The following is a 17,550-nucleotide window of genomic DNA, read 5'->3' as shown; positions in this document are numbered from 1 at the left end:
CCGGCACAGCAGCCGCCCCGGGGGCCTCAGGCCTGGCGCGGCTTGACCTTGGACGCCGCCAGCTTGGCCGTGTCGCGGGCGCTGTCGACGTCGGTGCCGCGCGCCAGGGCCACGCCCATGCGGCGCTTGGTGAAGCTCTCGGGCTTGCCGAACAGGCGCAGGTCGGTGCCGGGGATGGCCAAGGCTTCGTCCACGCCGTCAAACACAATGCCCTGGGCCTCGACACCGCCGTAGATCACCGCGCTGGCGCCCGGGTTGCGCAGGCTGGTGTCCACCGGCAGGCCCAGGATGGCGCGGGCGTGCAGCTCAAACTCGCTCTGGTGCTGGGTACACAGGGTCACCAGGCCGGTGTCGTGCGGGCGCGGGCTGACCTCGCTGAACCAGACCTGCTCGCCCTTGACGAACAGCTCCACCCCGAACAGGCCCTGGCCGCCCAGGTTGTCGGTGACGGCCTTGGCGATGTGGCGCGAGGCCTCGAGGGCGCGGGCGTGCATGGGCTGGGGCTGCCAGCTCTCCACGTAATCGCCGCTGACCTGCACGTGGCCGATCGGCTCGCAGTACTGGGTTTGCACTTGACCATCGGCGCCGCGCGCACGCACGGTCAACAAGGTGATCTCGTAGTCGAAGTCGATGAAGCCTTCAACGATCACGCGGCCGTGGCTGACGCGGCCGCCGGCCATGGCGTAGTCCCAGGCCTTTTGCACGTCGGCGGGGCCGTCGATCTTGCTCTGGCCCTTGCCCGAGCTGCTCATCACGGGCTTGACCACGCAGGGGTAGCCAATGCCGCCGTCGATGGCGGCTTGCAGTTCGGCCAGCGAGTCACAGAACTGGTACGGGCTGGTGGGCAGGCCCAGGGTTTCGGCGGCCAGGCGGCGGATGCCTTCGCGGTCCATGGTCAGGCGGGCGGCGCGCGCGGTGGGGATGACACGCACCACGCCCGCGGCCTCCAGCTCTTCGAGCATGGGGGTGGCGATGGCCTCGATCTCGGGCACCACCAGGTGCGGGCGCTCGGCCTCGATCAGGGCCTTGAGCTGGGCCGGGTCGCTCATGGTGATGGTGCGCGCGTGGTGGGCCACCTGCTGGCCGGGCGCGTTGTCGTAGCGGTCCACGGCGGTGGTTTCGACGCCCAGGCGTTGCAGGGCGATCAACACTTCTTTGCCCAGCTCGCCGGAGCCAAGCAACATGACTTTGGTCGCCGAGGGCGAGAGGGGGGTGCCGAGTGTGGTCATGGTTTCAAGCGCAGTGCGCGTCGGTTGAAAAGGGGTTGCGGGGGGAGAAAACGGTCACGGCGTGCAGGTCGCCGGCAGGGCCTCGGCCATGGCTTCGCCCATGCGGATGGCGCGGGCGGGCGCCCAGTCGGGGTTGAAGCGCAGGGTGTCCTTGGGGAACAGCATCACCACGGTCGAGCCCAGCAGGAAGCGGCCCATCTCCTCGCCCTTCTTGAGCTGCACGGGCTGGCTGTCGTAGCGCCACTCGCGCACCGTGCCCGGACGCGGCGGGTTGACCAGGCCATGCCAGACGGTGGCCATGCTGCCCACGATGGTGGCCCCCACCAGGGTCAGCACAAAGGGGCGCCCAGCCGTGTCCTCGAACACGCAGACCACGCGCTCGTTGCGCGCGAACAGGCCCGGGATGCCGCGCGCCGTGGCGGGGTTGACCGAAAACAGGTCGCCCGGCACATGGACCATGCGCAGCAGGCGGCCGTCGCAGGGCATGTGGATGCGGTGGTAGTCGCGCGGGCTCAGGTAGAGGGTGGCGAAGTGCCCGTCCTCAAACTGGCGCGCCAACGCGGCATTGCCGCCCACCAGGGCCTGGGTGCTGTACGAGTGGCCCTTGGCCTGGAAGATCTGGTCGCGCTCGATCGGGCCGAACTGGCTGATCGCGCCATCCACCGGGCACAGGTAGTCGGCCTGGGCCTGGGGGCGCGCGCCCTCGCGCAGGGGCCGGGTGAAGAAGTCGTTGAAGCTGGCGTAGTCGCTGGCCTGGCCCCATTGGGCCTCGGACAGGTCCACGCCGTAGCGCGCCACAAAGCGGCGGATCGCCCAGTGGGTCAAGGCCCCGGCCCGGGCACTGGCCAGTCGGCCAGCCAAACGGGTCAGCGCCAGCTTGGGCATCAGGTACTGCGGCAGCACCACAAGACGGTCGGACAAGAGCGCACTCCCGGGGAGTTGTTAACCCCCCATTTTATTCAGCCCGCAAGCCTCAACGGACAAAGCGGTCGGCCATACCGTGGATCCGGTCGCTGCGCCACAATTGACACCATGCCACAGACCCTGTTCGAGGTGCATGACCTGCACAAACGCTACGGCCCCAACACGGTGGTCGACCAGTTGTCCTTTGCCATCGCGCCGGGCGAATGCCTGGGGGTGATCGGGCCCAACGGCGCCGGCAAAACCACCACCATCCGCATGTGCCTGGGCCAGACCACGCCCGACGGCGGGCAGATCCGGGCCTTCGGCCTGGACATGCCGGGCGACGCCCTGGCCATCAAGGCCGGGCTCGGGGTGGTGACCCAGTTCGACACCCTGGACCCCGACTTCACCTGCCTGGAGAACCTGATCGTCTATGGGCGCTACTTTGGCATCCCACGCCGCGTGATGCTGGAGCGCGGCCCGCAGCTGCTGGAGTTCGCGGCCCTGTCGCACAAGGCCGATGCCAAACCCGGCGAACTGTCGGGCGGCATGAAGCGCCGCCTGAGCCTGGCGCGAGCCCTGGTCAACAACCCGCGCCTGCTGCTGCTGGACGAGCCCACCACCGGGCTGGACCCGCAGGCCCGCCACCTGATGTGGGAGCGGCTGCAGCTGCTGATGCAGCAAGGCAAGTCGATCCTGCTGACCACCCACTTCATGGACGAGGCCGAGCGCCTGTGCTCGCGCCTGCTGGTGCTGGACCATGGCCGCAAGATCGCCGAGGGCCCGCCGCGCGAGCTGATCGCCGAGCACCTGGAACCCGAGGTGGTCGAGGTCTATGGCCAAGGCGCCCTGGCCCTGACCCAGAGCCCGGTGGCCACGCTGGCCAGCCGCACCGAAGTCAGCGGCGAAACCGTGTTCTTCTACACCCACGCCGCCGCACCGCTGCTCAACGTCCTGGCCGAATGGCCTGCGCTGCGCACCCTGCACCGGCCGGCCAACCTCGAGGACCTGTTCCTCAAACTCACCGGCCGACAGATCCGCGAAGGGGGCTGAGCCACCACCAGGCCCAGCCACCGCTCCCGCCGCCCTCACGGCCCTTCGCACCACGACCTTCGACCTGGCGTTTTTGCACTGCACCCACCATGACCGAACCGACCTCTGCCCCGCCCGCCGACACCCCGGCCCTGCCACCGCCCCCACCGACGCCCTCGATCTGGCGTGCGCCCCAGCTCTCGACACGCTGGTGGCCGGTGTTCTTGCGCAACCTGCTGGTCTGGCGCAAGCTGGCCATCCCCAGCCTGGTCGGCAACATCGCCGAACCGCTGATGTGGCTGGTGGCGTTTGGCTACGGCATGGGCGCCCTGGTGGGCCAGATCACGGTCAACGGGCCGGACGGCGCCACCCAGGTGCCCTACATCCTGTTTCTGGCCAGCGGCTCGATCTGCATGAGCGCGATGAACGCGGCCTCGTTCGAGGCCCTGTATTCGGCGTTTTCGCGCATGCATGTGCAAAAGACCTGGGACGGCATCATGAACGCGCCGGTCGCGCTCGACGATGTGGTGCTGGCCGAAATGCTGTGGGCAGCCTTCAAGTCGCTGTTCACCGTCACCGCCATCCTGGGTGTGATGCTGGCCCTGGGCATCAGCCACAGCCCCAAGCTGCTGTTGGCCTGGGTGGTGCTGCTGGGGGTGGGGGCCATGTTCTCGAGCATCGCGTTGATCTTCAATGCGCTGGCCCAGGGCTATGACTTCTTCACCTACTACTTCACCCTGGTGCTGACGCCGATGATGTTCTTGTCGGGCATCTTCTTTCCACGCGAACAGCTGCCCGAGTTGGTGCGCCTGGCCTCGGACTGGTTGCCGCTGACCAATGCGGTCGAGCTGGTGCGACCGCTGTTCATGGACCGCTGGCCCGAACACGCGTTGCGCCACGCCGGGGTGTTGACCGGCTACACCGTGGTGGCGTTCTGGGTCGCCCTGGCCCTGACGCGCAAGCGCTTCCGGGGCTGACCCGGCTCAGAGCTTGACCGTGGGCTGGTAGGCGTCCAGCCCCACGCAGGAATACACCAGCAACCCGTCGAACATGCGCATCACAGCGTCATTCCCTCTACAGCTTTCCTAAGGCCCTGGTCTAAGGTCAGCGGCGGCGACCAACCCAACAACTGGCGCGTCTTGCTAATGTCAGCCTGCAACGAGCCACACAGGCGCTGGGCGACATCCCGCTTACCCAACAAAGCGGCCACCAATTGCAACACACCCGCGGGCACCGGTAGCAACAAAGCCTGTTTACCCATCGCTTGGGCTGTGCGACGAAGAAGCGAGGTGGTGGACACGTCTTGGCCGTCTGACACCAAAAAGGTTTGTCCTGCCGCCGCAGGGTGGGACAAACACCTCACGAGCAAATCGACCAAGTTATCCAAAGCGACCATGCTGCGAGCATTGTGAATGGCCCCCAGCGGCAAGGGCACGCCCCTGGCAACCCAGCGCATCATGGCCGCGAAATTGGCCTTGACCCCTGGGCCATACACCAAGGGTGGACGAACAATGACGACCTCCATACCCGTTTGGGCTGAAATATCTTGCAACCCCTGCTCAGCTTCCATCTTGGACACACCGTACGGATCAAGCGGAGCAGGCTCGTCATTTGCCGTGAATGGAACGCCTGGCAGCGTGGACTCGCCATTGACCTTGATGGAACTGACAAACACAAACCGATTCACTCCCGCAGCCGCAGCCTGCCTTGCCAAATGGAGTGTGCCTTCTACGTTCACATGCCGGTAGGCTTGCAGCGGATCGCTGGCGCTGTCCTGCATCACATGGACCCGCGCTGCGCAATGCACAACGGCATCTACTTGACGCAGCGCCACGGACCAGTCGGTTGTAGGCAGCAAGTCACTTACTTGCACCCGCTTCACACCCTCTGGCCATGAGACATCCAAGCGCCGTGAGACAGCGACCACCCCGCCAAAAGCGCTTTCAATCACAAGCCGTTTGACCAGCGCGCTGCCCACAAAACCGGTTGCCCCTGTCACCAAAATCATCGTCGTTTTCTTTCAAGCGTTGGCTTTACGAAGGGCGACGGCTTCGGCCAACATCCCCTCCAGTCGGTCCATCAGTTGGGCACGCCCAAACTCTTGTTGGGCATAGTGCCGACCATTGAGCCCCAACCGCTGCCGCACCTCGACCGGCATGGCCGCCAGGGCCAGGACCGCATTGGCCAAGCCTTCGCCATCGCCTGCATCACACGTCAAACCGGCATCAGCGTCGCGGATCACAGCAGCGCCTTCACCATCCAGCATGCCCAGTAACGGAATTCCAGCCATCAGATAAGACTGCACCTTGCCCGGAATGGTCATGCTGAACACAGGATCTCGCTTCAATGACACCAGCAACGCATCGGCGTGGGCGTAAAAGGACGGCATGCGCTCCACAGGGAACCGCCCTGCTAGCACCACCCTGTCCTGCAGACCTCGCTTAAACACTTCGGTTTGCAGCCATTCCGTCTTGCGACCATCGCCCACGATGATCCACCGAATGGCAAGATTTTCTTTCAAACGCTCGACCGCATCCAGTACAGCAGGCATGTCTTGCGCTTCACCAATATTGCCAGCAAACAGGACGCTGAAGGTACCTGGCATCCTGGGAACTTCTGGAGCTGGCTGCACATTGCCTTCGATGAACACGTCCTCCGACCAACTGGGAAAATAACGAATCTTGTCTTTATTGTCACAATACTTGGCAAGGCTGGTCATAAAACCTCGCGATTGGCCTAGTACCAACTCACAACGCTTGTAAATATAACGCACCATGTGAGCGACCCAACCCAGCACAAGCTTCGAGCGCACTACACCAATAGCAGATAATGTCTCAGGCCAAAGATCGAGCGCCCAAAAAACCACCGGCACCTTCTTACGCTGGCCCAACCATACTGCAGGCAACCCAACCGTTACAGGGGAAGGTTCAAAAACAAAAATCACGTCAGGCTGGACGCCTCTCAAGCGCACCGGTCCCCACAAACAGCCACCAACGACAAAGCTCAAATAATTCAATATGAGGCGCAGACCGCCCGAGCCGCGAGGCAACATGGGCACACGAATCACTCTAGCGCCTTCGTAATAACGATACGCCTGTGGATTACTCCGATAGCTGTCGTACACTTTACCTAAGGGGTAATTGGGTAAACCAGTGAGTACTGTCACGACATGACCGCGCGCGCCCCACTCCTTAACTAAGTCGTTGACCCGGAAGTTCTCTGGCCAGAAATACTGGCTGACGACAAGAATGTGCAAGGTAGCCTCAGTATTTCTTCCAAACGACCCGGTTCACATAGTCGGTGTAGCTGTGCACAATGCGAAGTACTTTGTCACTCACATTCGGCATGCTGTAGTCGGCCACGAGTCGAACGCCGTGGGGGACGCTGCGGTTGCTGCTGCGTGGCTGAGTGGCTAAAATCGCGAGTCCTTGACTCACTCGGTTGGCCTCCAATCCCACCATCATTGCGACAGCCTCCTCCATGCCCTCCGGGCGCTCGTGAGCCTCGCGCAGGTTCAATGCTGGGAAGTTAAGAATACTAGCCTCTTCATTGATGGTACCGCTGTCAGACAGCACAACTCTGGCGTGCAATTGCAAATGGTTGTAGTCGTGAAAACCCAGCGGCTTGATCAGTCGCACCATGGGATCAAATACAGCACCTGAAGCATCGATGCGCTTTTGAGTACGAGGATGGGTACTGACAATGACAGGCAGCCCATGGTCGACGGCCACCGCATTCAGCACGTTCACGAGCTTTGCAAAATTTTTCTCGCTCTCGATGTTTTCTTCGCGGTGGGCACTCACCAAAAAATAAGCTTGATCGACCAACCCCAGGCGCTGCAGCACATTCGACGCATCAATTTGAGGGCGATAGTGCGTCAGCACCTCAAACATGGGACTGCCAGTTTTAATAACTTGATCGGGTGGTAAACCCTCACGCAGCAAATAGTCACGCGCAATTGTGCTGTAAGTTAGATTGATATCTGCAGTGTGATCAACAATACGGCGATTGATTTCTTCAGGCACTCGCATGTCAAAGCAGCGGTTGCCAGCCTCCATGTGAAAGATGGGCACTTTGCGCCGTTTGGCAGGAATCACGCTCAGGCAACTGTTCGTGTCACCAAGCACCAATAGAGCTTCAGGCTGCTCATTCAATAGAACTGCATCCATTTTGGCAATGATGTTTCCAATGGTTTCAGCAGCGCTGCCGACAGCAGCATTTAAAAAATAGTCGGGCTTGCGCAGCCCCAGATCATCAAAAAAAACCTGATTCAACTCATAATCATAATTCTGGCCAGTATGCACCAGGACGTGGTCACAAAACTCATCAAGCCTTACCAACACGCGGGACAAGCGAATGATTTCAGGGCGAGTACCCACAACGGACATGATTTTGAGTTTTTTCATGGCATCCAAAATAACGCAAGAAATAATTTATTTACCGAACTCACCCATCGGCAGAGAATAGTTCAGACAAACGCATGAGGAACAATCAATCCTCAGCAATCAATTCCATCACCTAACCCCCACACGCAAGCGCTTTTTTCGATTGAATTGCCGCCTACTAAATAGTAATCTTCGAACTCATCAATCAGTCCAAAGCTTCCAAGGCGATGAAGGTCGTCGGCGTGGGTGCTTCAGGCTTGATACCCAAAAGAATTGTCCCTTTATCGGCAAGCGCATTGGCCAGGAATCGCGTGCTTGAAAGTCACACATTGCCCCATCGACCTGGCGGCACCCCCATTGCCCCCCCTGGGTGGATCGGCATCACAAAGGACAGGCGAAGGTATCGGGCCGTGTTCGGTCAAAAACCTCATTGGCCCACAACATAACCACCATTTCATCTTGCCCGATGTTGGTGATATCGTGCGTCCAGCCAGGTACGGTTTCGACCACGGTGGGCTTCGCGCCACTGGTGCGCAACTGATACGCTTCACCCGAACACATGTGTCTGAACTTGAACAATGCCTCGCCTTTGATGACCAAGAACTTCTCGGTTTTACTGTGGTGATAGTGCCCCCCACGCGTGACACCAGGATGCGCCGTGAAGTAGCTGAACTGCCCACAGTCAGGCGTTTTAAGCATCTCCACAAACACACCACGTGGATCGACATGCTGAGGCACGCTGTAGGCAAACGATTCAACTGGTAAGTAGCTGACGTAGGTACTGTACAGCGCTCGAATCAGGCCAGTGCCAACACGATCAGTCAGCAGGGTTTGGCGGCTGGCAGCAAATCCTTCAATGGTGCAGGCTAAATCACCTACCGTGCTCGTGTACACAGGCCCAACTTGCTCAAAACCCAGCGGACAGAGTGCAGGCTGTGCGCCATCCAGAAGTTGCAGAAAGCGCTCGCATACATCGTCCACATGCACCAAGCTGACTGGCGAGGACGCATTGTCAATCTTGATTGGCATTCCCCGCGCCACGTTATGGCAAAAGGTGGCCACCACCGAGTTGTAGTTGGGCCGAGCCCACTTCCCAAACACATTGGGTAGCCTGCACACATGAACCGGCACCCCATGTTGGGCTTGCAGGGCAAAAAGTGCCTGTTCAGCCGTGCGTTTGCTTTGACCGTAGGGATTGTCAAGCGCCGCCTGTACGGATGAGGCGTATACGACTGGCACCAACTTTCCTGTGGCTTTTGCCACGGCCACCACAGCCTGACAGAGAGCCAAGGTGAAATCGACATTCCCAGTGACAAACTCCATTGGATGGAGCGGGCGGTTGATGCCTGCCAGGTGATATATGAAATCTATCCCCTGTAACATTTCAAATAATTGATCCACTCGGTGCTGACGGGTGAAGCACATCACCTTGTCTACCTTGCGGTCGGAGAGATGCAATCGCAGATTGCTACCTATAAAACCGTCTGCTCCGGTAATGAGAACGTTGGCCATTGTTCAATAGTCCTCAGTCGTAGCGTACTCGCCAGCGGCAATGCGTCGCATGAGGGGCAACTTCAGCAGCAATTGCTTCATGCCTTCTACGTCCAGTCTGCGGGTATTGTGGCTGTTGTAGTCCTCCCCGTGAGCGGTCTGGGTGAGTTTTTGGTCACCTTGTTCTACAAACTTGGCGTAATTCAGATCGCGCCCATCAGGTGGCACCCGGTAATAGTCGCCCATGTCTTGAGCGCAAGCCATTTCCTCGCGCGCCAGCAAAGCTTCGTATAACTTTTCACCATGGCGGGTACCGATGATGTGGATGGGGTGCTTGGGCTGCCCCATCAGTTCCAACATGGCTTTGGCCAAGGTTTCCACGGTTGCAGCAGGGGCCTTTTGCACAAAAATATCGCCATTGTTACCATGTTGAAATGCGTACAGTACCAAATCAACTGCGTCAGGTAATGTCATCATGAAGCGAGTCATGAACGGATCAGTGATGGTGATCGGCTTACCAGCCCTGACTTGCTCAATGAACAGTGGAATGACCGAACCCCGACTGGCCATGACATTGCCATAACGTGTACCGCAAATCGTTGTAGCGGAGCCTTCTAGGTTCCGACTAGCGGCCACCATGACCTTTTCCATCATGGCTTTGCTGATACCCATCGCGTTGATAGGGTACACCGCCTTGTCTGTACTTAGGCAAACCACGCGCTTCACACCAGCAGCCACAGCCTCGGCCAACACATTCTCAGTTCCCAGGACATTGGTGCGAACCGCTTCCATCGGGTGGAACTCACAACTCGGCACCTGTTTTAGCGCGGCGGCATGAAACACATAGTCCACTCCGCGCATGGCAGCCGCAACCGAGCGCGGATCGCGAACATCCCCAATATAAAACTGAAGCTTGGAACTGTTGTAACGCTTACGCATGTCATCTTGCTTCTTTTCGTCACGACTGAAAACACGAATTTCAGTCACATCAGAACTCAAGAGTCCATTCAACACAGCATTACCAAATGATCCAGTACCCCCCGTAATCAAGAGTTTTTTATTTTTAAACATGACTTCCCCTTATTTCAATTTGAAGAGCATCGCGGCACATCTGGATCTTCTTCTCAGGCGCAGGGTAGTTAATCAAAACAGCACGATACTTGCCTTTAAAGACAAACAAACTACCAGCAGCGGCCCCGACCACACCAAGCCGCCGGACCAAATCATTCATGTCATCCAAAGTACCAGCTCCGCCTAAAATTGTAAGAGGCACATTCAATACACGCTTGACCTCCGATGCCAAATCCAAATCATAACCCTGCATCATGCCGTCACAGTCAATGGAATTGATGACAATTTCCCCTGCGCCAGCATCTTGTAATTGCTTCGCCAAGACCACTGGCTCTAGTTTGTGAGCGATCGTCGCGTTATGGGTGCAAACTTCATAACCTCTGCTAAAAAAACCACTCCGTTTTCGCACATCCAAGACCGCCACAACTGACTGCCGGCCAACAGCAGCAGCCATTTCAGTCAGCACCTCTGGACGGGCAATGGCTGCAGCACTTAAGGCGACCTTCTCAACACCCATATCCACCAAACGCGCGGCTTGCTCGGCAGTGGTCACGCCGCCGCCATAGCACAATGGCATCCGACATTCGGCAGCCAGTTTTGTAATCAAGGCGAAGTCGGGGGAGGCTCCATTTCGTGTTGCATCGATATCCAACACCATCAACTCATCAGCCTCTTTCTCATTAAAGATGCGTACTGCATTGATGGGGTCCCCCACATACTTTGGCTCCTTAAATAAACGTGTCTTAAAAAGCCCACCCTTGTGGAGGAGTAAACAAGGAATGATTCTTGGTCTCAGCATGTTCTACAACTCGACAAAATTTTTAAGAAGCTGCTCACCCCAATGATGACTCTTTTCCGGGTGACACTGAACACCATGAATATTGCCACGAGACACAGCCGCATCAAAATCTATACCATATTGAGCTGTCGCAGCCACGTCGCTCTTATCCTCAGCATCATAATAATAAGAGTGCAAAAAATAGAACTGCGCGCCGCCCTCAAATCCCCGTGAGAATAACTTGCTCGTCGACTTCGATTGCAAATCATTCCACCCCATGTGCGGCATTGGCATCTGAGCGGTGAGCGGATGATTGGCAAACGCCTTGACACACCCCGGCACCCAACCCAAACCTGGCATGTTCCCCTCTTCAGATTGGCAGGCCAGCATTTGCATACCGACACAAACACCAATAACGGGGACTTGAGCGCCCAACACCAATTCATCAAGTTTAGGGCGCAAACCCGACTCATTCAACCGCAGCATGGCGCGGTCAAAATGACCCACCCCCGGCAAAACCAAGCGTTCCGCACCCGATAACTGATCAGCAGTGCAAGCTCGACGCGCATCAACGCCTAAGCGCTTGAAAAGATTCAAAAAGGCCTGGACGTTACCAACACCGTAGTCAACGATACAGATCATCTAAAATACCTCTTCTCCAGTCCGATCTTGCGCATGACATTTGACCCAAGGCCAATCAGATCACGCTTGTTTTTATAGTCACGGTAGGTTCTCTTGGGCATTTGAAAAAGATGTGTCAAGCCTTCCACAGTCAGACCAAGCTTGTGCGCGACATACTCAAACTCTCGGGTCAAAAAATGCTCATCCATTTCAGGACGCGAAATACGCTCAACTGCTTGCTCACGCGTCATTTGCCCCGTCATGATCAAGCTGGAAAAATGAGCACGCCGCTTTTCAAAACCGAACCGGCGCGGCAACCAATAATCCTCATAAAATCGAGTAAAGCGTGATTCGTGGTGCTTATGCTGAAAACGCTGCCAACCAAATCGACGTGCCAGCTCGTTTTCAGCATCTTCTTTTATAAATGGCACAAAATTCAACGGGTGATGAACCTTCATACCCAACACCTTTTGATACCAAAGCTTGTAAACCAAGATATCCACCAGGGGAAAATCCTCATTTGGCAAACCATCCCCACACTTTCGCCAAATGTCACCAAACAACGTTTTATCAATTCCCAGATAGCCACCCCAAGCCTCCGGCTCACGACAACATTCTGTAGAAAAGTTCGAACCTGTCATGATGTGCTTTATTTTGTACTTGCGCGCAAATCTATAAAGACCCGAAAAAAATGCAGCATCCTGCACAAGATCTTGATCAGGAATACCAGAGCGCATGAACGCAACCTGCATCCGCTTGATAGATTCCCAATCGACAACATCCGTATACAAATCCAAACCCAAGCCATCAACCAGCTTTTCTATGTTGCTAACCGCTTGGTCTGTATTCCAGCCGGCATCCACATGAAATAAAAGTGGACGCAAACCCATCTTTTCCTTCGCCACATAGCAGACATATGAACTATCAAGACCGCCACTAAGCCCAATAATACAATCAAAATCTTTACCTCGTCCATCACGGCGAATATCATCCGCCATAACATCCAATTGCCGCAGCCCAGCAGGTCCAACCAGCCAGCTCGGCTTAATCAATAAATCAAAATTATTACAATAATCACAAACACCCGACGCATCAAAAGAAATGCCAGGATCCGATGCATCCATAATGCAACGCTTACAAACTTGATGTGACTTATTCATGACGTTATCTTCAACACCTTCATTGGCTGATATGATAAAATATCAATCAGCAATCTCATCTTAAACCCTCTAGCCGACCATCGATGATGGCCAGCGTCTTTTCAAAAAATAGAGGTGCATCATCGACAGCCACATCAAGGGGGTGAACTGACGCGGGGATACCGACACCCTCATACTCAACCACTAAAGTCGAAGGGTATGAAACAAGCAAATCCACTTTTGGGAAATAATTGACGTCTCGAATCAACACCCAGTCAAGTGCCTCAATCAACTTGGACATGGGCGCTGTTGGATGAGGTTTGTAATAGACTTCGACGTTCCGACAGGCTTTCAACCTTTGAAAGATCTCAATTTGAAAACCCTCACAGAGGGGATGCCCGACAAAAAGGAGCCGCTGATGCTCCGAAAATGGGGATCCCCGAAGTTCAATCAGAGGCTTGAAAAAGTAGACCTCTGGCATCGGTGCTGCCCTGCCTGGGGCAAATACATGCGCCTCAAATGCGGCGGCTTCATCGCTGTTGTAAACGTGAAGTTCGTCTACTTGCCGCAAGCGTGTCGGCAATTGCAACAAGGATTTCCGAAGGGGCAATTCTTGATTAAGTCCAGTCATTGCCCCGTGCTGCACAAGGACCAGTCGGGCTGTGCTGCATGAAACGCGACGATGCTCCCGTACAGTTCTATCGACCAGCACAGCCCATCGATCATAATGTTCCGACGTGACCAATGTTCCCGATAAACAATTCAATGCCCGGCGTACTAAGAACCAGCGGAATGCCGTGTATGTTTGCAGCACCCAGGGTGATAGACGTTGCTTGCGTCGCCTCCGGTGGGTCACAATCATCGCGTCAACGAGGGCCTCACGCAGGTCTTGGACCCGCAAGACTGACAGCATGGGCAACTCTGCCACCCCCTTCTGAATACCTTGCGGAGGCACCCAGGGAAGCGTAAACCATATTCGCGGGAACGCGGGGAACTGAGTGGGATTTAAAACATCACCAACACGCTTAGACAAATAAAGAACGGCACCGTCGTGTCGAGGTAATTGGTCGACATGGGTAATACGGTGTAAGCGCCTGAATTTGAAGTACTCCAGGACAAAGAAAATCGCTGCCCCACCGCCCAGCCAAACCACGCGGGCGATGTGGAACACCAGGCGAACCAGATTCGGCTGGCGTTTGGCAAAACTGATCCAATGCGGCACACGCGGAAAGTAGCCGACGTCAACAGCGTCTACTTTAGACAGCGCCAAAAACATCTCATCAACGGCGATCTCATTGCGAGTTGCCGCAATGTAATCAGCCAACAATCGAAGTCGAATGCGGGAAATCATCAAATGGAAAAACCGTCATCCACGACCAGGTTTTGCCCTACAACATAGCGCGCGCCATCCGAAAGCAAGAAGACAATGGCACCCGTGATATCCCGGGCATCCAGCATTCCTTTGGATAAACAATGATTTCCATAGCGGGCTAGAAACTGCTCATCCTGTCCAGCCAAGATGCCACCCGGGCTCACACAGTTGGCGCGAAATGCAACATTCCGGCTCTTCATGTAGGCATTGACATAGCCCGTCATGTGTTCGATGCCGGCCTTTATAGCGGCGTACTCGATCGGCATGGTCATGGCAGTACCGTCGTAAACCTCAAAGCGCGGCACCATCGAGCCGTAGATCGAGGACAAGTTGACCAGCGAGAACGGTCGCTGATGCTCGAGTGCATAGCGAGCACACGCCTGCATGAATAGGAAATACCCCCCCATGTGCAGGCCAGTGTTCTCGCAAAAGTCGGCGTACTCGACGTCGAAGAAATGTCGCCCATAGCGCGTATTGCGCGGATAGGCCGCATTCACAGCCCCATCGACAGCGCCAAATCGGTCATGAGCGGAGCTTAAAGCACGGTCGACTGACTCGCGATCGACCATGTCGACCGATCCACAGACCAAGGCGTCTGTGCCGTGCGCGTCGACCAAGGTCTGCAGGCCAGCGGCATCCGTGTCGAGGGCGATTGCCCTGCCGCCGGCTGACAGCACTGCGTCAACAACAGCGCTTCCAATTCGTCCAGCAGCCCCGACGATGAGGACCGTTTTAGCGTGAAGTACGGAAGTCATGTTCATAAGTCGAGCAGCGCTTGAGCTACCTTAAAGTCAAATTCATCATCGATGTCCACTGCGCGCTCCTTCGGTACAACGACAGGCCGGACGCGCCCGTCAAACAATCGCTCATGCGCCAAGATGAAATCGGGTTTCGCCACATAGGCCACTGTCGTGATGTCATACACCGGCGGGACATCCTGGCGCCGTTGAAGTGCGGCATCCCCCAGAACGACACTCGCCAAACCCGCCTCGTTGGTGACGACCATGTTGAAGTACGGACTGCGCGCCGACGGCGTGACGGAGATCACGATGTCTGCGTCATCTTGCAAAGCGTCAATACAGTTACTGACATCTTGTTCGCTTCGCAGTGGGCTGGTCGCAGGCAAACTCAGGAAGACGTCGAAGTCAAAGCCGAGCGCACGGACATGCTGAATCGCATGTTGCCAAGCCAGCCATTCAGACGCTGTGTCCGTGGCCAACGCCGCCGGCCGGTCAATGACGTCGGCACCGAACTGCCTCGCGACAGCAGCGATCTGAGCGTCATCCGTGGAGACGAAGATCCTTTCGATACGCTCCATCGCCTGGGCCAGGCGTATGCCATGGGCTATCAGCGGAATCCCGCCAAGTAGCTTGATGTTCTTTCCAGGCAGTCCCTTGGAGCCGCCCCGGGCGAAGATGAAGGCAAAAGTGCGCCAGGTCATGGTGAATGGTATTCAGGGGGAAGAAGCGCAAGGAGGGGGTCAGCGAGGATAGGGATCTGAAGACCGGTAGCGGCAGACTGACGCATTGCTTCGACCATGCAAAGGACGGCCATTCCGTCCTCCAGCGTGATGCGTGGCAACGCTCGGCCTTTGGCAACCTCGATGAAGCCACGCAGTTGTTCGACGTACATGTCATTTCGGTCAGCAGCTGAGTCCGAGAAGAGAACCTCCGTGCCACTCGGGCTGTCCATAGAAATGCAATTGGCAACGAGATCCCAATGCAAGCTGCCGCTGGAGCCGATCACTTTGCAACTGCGGCTGGCGCGACGCTGCAAGAAGTCCAAGTGCACCTGCGCCGTCAAGTCCTCGCGCGCCAGCAAAAGATCCGCGCGATCCTCAACGTCAATTTCGAGCTGCCCGCTGTTCGTCGCAATGCAGAAAACCTTTTCAAAGCGACCAAAAAGCCAATTCAAGTAGTCCAACTCATGGCTGAGCTCCAGCAGAACCCCGCCGCCAAGCGCCCGTCTCGCAGACACCTGTTCGCGGTAATCTGCCTGGGGCCGCCAATCGGGTAGGTACTGACCAACTTCGACTCGCAGGCCGAGAATTCGACCGACGCGTTCAGTCTCAATCAAGGCCTTCATTTGCAAAGCCGACGACAGGTACCTCAGATTGTAGGCAACTTCGATGCGGTCCCGGTGACGAGCCAGTAAGGGGGCCGCGGTACGCACACGGTCCAAGCTATCGCTCAATGGCTTCTCAATTAGCACAGGAATGCTGGCATCCAACAGGAAACAAGCATGCTCCAGGTGAAAAGGCGCCGGCGAAGCTACAACGGCCAAATCAGGTGCCCAGGCGGCGGCATCCTCCATCGACGTGAACTGAATCGTGGCCACGGTCTCGCTCTCAGCGAGCCGGCGTCCAGAAGACGACACGCATCCAATTTCAGCCTCAGGCAGCAGCCGGCGAAAGTTGGCCAGATGTCGCCGGGCAATGCTGCCGCTGCCAACAACAAGGGCTTTATGAGGCGTGCTCACGGGTTCAGGACTTCTTGCTGCGCACGCTGGAAATCGTCCATGCGCCCGATGTCGAGCCAGTACTCATGAACCGGGAACATGTTGACGGCACGACCAGCATCAATTTCGCGCTCTAGCAGCGTTGGCATGTCTATCCGCTCACCGGGTGCGACTCGGCGGACCAACTCTGGCGACAGCATGTAAATGCCAGCGTTGATGAAGTAATGCTGGACAGGCTTTTCAACAATGTGTGTGATGCGATGGCCGTCGCTCTGGATGACGCCATAGGGGATCTGGCTTTCATACTCCCGCACGCAGAGGGTGGCCGAGCCCTCGTGGCGTTCATGAAAATCCAGCAGACTGCGGTAGTCAACACGCGTCAAGAGATCCCCATTCATCAGGAAAATAGGCATCTCAATTTCGTCATGAGGTAACAAGCCCAAGGCCCCGCCAGTCCCCAAGGGCTCATCCTCGTGCACATACTGGATGCTGACGTTCCAACGACTGCCGTCGCCAAAGTGCTCACGTATCACCTCTGGCAAGTAGTGCGTTGATATGTAGAACCGATGAAATCCGGCGTCGACGAAGCTCTGCAAGATCAGTTCCAGGATCGGCTTTCCGCCAACCTTGAGCATGGGCTTAGGACAGCGCTGGGTCAGCGGAAACAAACGCTTGCCAAAACCTCCTGCCATCAAGAAAACAGGATTCTCGAGCCGCTTGTGGTCCAACATGTCGTGCAGCGTCTCGATACCGACGACACGGCGACTGGCATCCACGACTGGCAACTGCAGGATCCGATTTGACTCCATGATTGACAACCGCTTCTCGCGCGACCAGTGCAACTCGGCGACCTGCGGGGTGGAACACATGATTTCGCTGACCGGCGTGACCATCGTCTGATGGCGTAAAAGTGCCCGGCGTACATCACCGTCTGTCATGGTGCCAAGAAGGGTGTCGTCGGAGTCTGTCACAAGAACAATCCCGAGGCCGCCCTTGTCCAACACGCCGATCGCCTGCTCGAGTGGCGTATTCGGTAAAGCGGCGACAGTCTTCCAGTTTTTCATTCCCAACT

At 56.9% G+C, this 17,550-nt stretch carries 17 protein-coding genes; 2 read left to right on the top strand and 15 right to left on the bottom strand.

Features of this window, described 5'->3' with window-relative positions; genetic code table 11:
- Positions 1 to 26 precede the first annotated feature (26 nt).
- Both purT and asd read right to left on the bottom strand, forming a co-directional pair.
- Entirely contained in the window at positions 27 to 1,229 is a 1,203-nt protein-coding gene (purT, locus tag PSQ40_RS10155; protein ID WP_273951284.1) for a formate-dependent phosphoribosylglycinamide formyltransferase, read from the bottom strand.
- Positions 1,230 to 1,283: 54 nt separating this feature from the next.
- Positions 1,284 to 2,150 (bottom strand): archaetidylserine decarboxylase, encoded by an 867-nt coding sequence (asd, locus tag PSQ40_RS10150; RefSeq protein WP_273951282.1) that lies wholly within the window; start codon positions 2,148 to 2,150, stop codon positions 1,284 to 1,286.
- 111 nt (positions 2,151 to 2,261) lie between these two features.
- Between asd and PSQ40_RS10145 the strand changes: the two genes are divergently transcribed.
- Together PSQ40_RS10145 and PSQ40_RS10140 are read left to right on the top strand one after the other, a co-directional pair.
- The gene (locus PSQ40_RS10145; RefSeq protein WP_273951281.1) at positions 2,262 to 3,185 is read left to right on the top strand and encodes an ATP-binding cassette domain-containing protein; all 924 of its coding nucleotides are present in this window, start codon (positions 2,262 to 2,264) and stop codon (positions 3,183 to 3,185) included.
- 89 nt (positions 3,186 to 3,274) lie between these two features.
- Positions 3,275 to 4,141, top strand: a complete 867-nt coding sequence (locus tag PSQ40_RS10140) for an ABC transporter permease (protein ID WP_273951280.1) — start codon at positions 3,275 to 3,277, stop codon at positions 4,139 to 4,141.
- An 80-nt stretch (positions 4,142 to 4,221) separates the two neighbouring features.
- On the opposite strand, the gene PSQ40_RS10135 is transcribed toward PSQ40_RS10140, so the two are convergent.
- The 13 genes from PSQ40_RS10135 to PSQ40_RS10075 all read right to left on the bottom strand — a co-directional run bounded on the left by PSQ40_RS10135 (position 4,222) and on the right by PSQ40_RS10075 (position 17,542).
- On the bottom strand, positions 4,222 to 5,172 hold the full coding sequence (locus PSQ40_RS10135) for a UDP-glucose 4-epimerase family protein (protein WP_273951279.1): 951 nt from the start codon (positions 5,170 to 5,172) through the stop codon (positions 4,222 to 4,224).
- A gap of 12 nt (positions 5,173 to 5,184) precedes the next feature.
- Positions 5,185 to 6,420, bottom strand: a complete 1,236-nt coding sequence (locus tag PSQ40_RS10130; RefSeq protein ID WP_273951278.1) for a glycosyltransferase family 4 protein — start codon at positions 6,418 to 6,420, stop codon at positions 5,185 to 5,187.
- A 7-nt stretch (positions 6,421 to 6,427) separates the two neighbouring features.
- A complete protein-coding gene (wecB, locus tag PSQ40_RS10125; protein WP_273951276.1) occupies positions 6,428 to 7,570 on the bottom strand; it encodes a non-hydrolyzing UDP-N-acetylglucosamine 2-epimerase in 1,143 nt (380 codons plus the stop codon).
- 360 nt (positions 7,571 to 7,930) lie between these two features.
- Positions 7,931 to 9,061 (bottom strand): UDP-2-acetamido-2,6-beta-L-arabino-hexul-4-ose reductase, encoded by a 1,131-nt coding sequence (wbjC, locus tag PSQ40_RS10120; RefSeq protein ID WP_273951275.1) that lies wholly within the window; start codon positions 9,059 to 9,061, stop codon positions 7,931 to 7,933.
- Positions 9,062 to 9,064: 3 nt separating this feature from the next.
- A complete protein-coding gene (locus tag PSQ40_RS10115) occupies positions 9,065 to 10,111 on the bottom strand; it encodes a polysaccharide biosynthesis protein (RefSeq protein WP_273951274.1) in 1,047 nt (348 codons plus the stop codon).
- Positions 10,104 to 10,910 (bottom strand): AglZ/HisF2 family acetamidino modification protein, encoded by an 807-nt coding sequence (locus PSQ40_RS10110; protein WP_273951273.1) that lies wholly within the window; start codon positions 10,908 to 10,910, stop codon positions 10,104 to 10,106. Before PSQ40_RS10110 ends, PSQ40_RS10115 begins: the two co-directional genes overlap by 8 nt.
- A gap of 3 nt (positions 10,911 to 10,913) precedes the next feature.
- Complete coding sequence (hisH, locus tag PSQ40_RS10105; RefSeq protein ID WP_273951272.1) at positions 10,914 to 11,531, bottom strand: imidazole glycerol phosphate synthase subunit HisH; 618 nt, start codon at positions 11,529 to 11,531, stop codon at positions 10,914 to 10,916.
- On the bottom strand, positions 11,528 to 12,670 hold the full coding sequence (locus tag PSQ40_RS10100) for an N-acetyl sugar amidotransferase (protein WP_273951271.1): 1,143 nt from the start codon (positions 12,668 to 12,670) through the stop codon (positions 11,528 to 11,530). Before PSQ40_RS10100 ends, hisH begins: the two co-directional genes overlap by 4 nt.
- 55 nt (positions 12,671 to 12,725) lie before the next feature.
- Complete coding sequence (locus tag PSQ40_RS10095) at positions 12,726 to 14,000, bottom strand: hypothetical protein (RefSeq protein WP_273951270.1); 1,275 nt, start codon at positions 13,998 to 14,000, stop codon at positions 12,726 to 12,728.
- On the bottom strand, positions 14,000 to 14,776 hold the full coding sequence (locus tag PSQ40_RS10090) for an oxidoreductase (RefSeq protein WP_273951269.1): 777 nt from the start codon (positions 14,774 to 14,776) through the stop codon (positions 14,000 to 14,002). Before PSQ40_RS10090 ends, PSQ40_RS10095 begins: the two co-directional genes overlap by 1 nt.
- Positions 14,777 to 14,778: 2 nt before the next feature.
- Complete coding sequence (locus tag PSQ40_RS10085; RefSeq protein WP_273951267.1) at positions 14,779 to 15,462, bottom strand: acylneuraminate cytidylyltransferase family protein; 684 nt, start codon at positions 15,460 to 15,462, stop codon at positions 14,779 to 14,781.
- Complete coding sequence (locus PSQ40_RS10080) at positions 15,459 to 16,499, bottom strand: Gfo/Idh/MocA family protein (RefSeq protein WP_273951265.1); 1,041 nt, start codon at positions 16,497 to 16,499, stop codon at positions 15,459 to 15,461. Before PSQ40_RS10080 ends, PSQ40_RS10085 begins: the two co-directional genes overlap by 4 nt.
- Positions 16,496 to 17,542: a nucleotidyltransferase family protein gene (locus tag PSQ40_RS10075; RefSeq protein WP_273951264.1), complete on the bottom strand. Its 1,047-nt coding sequence runs from the start codon at positions 17,540 to 17,542 to the stop codon at positions 16,496 to 16,498. The genes PSQ40_RS10080 and PSQ40_RS10075 overlap by 4 nt, the downstream gene beginning before the upstream one ends.
- Positions 17,543 to 17,550: the final 8 nt, after the last annotated feature.

Origin of the sequence: Curvibacter cyanobacteriorum (assembly GCF_028649475.1) — a bacterium.
In the GTDB taxonomy this organism is placed as follows: Bacteria; Pseudomonadota; Gammaproteobacteria; order Burkholderiales; family Burkholderiaceae_C; genus Curvibacter; species Curvibacter cyanobacteriorum.
This window is presented reverse-complemented; position numbering and strand designations above follow the sequence as displayed.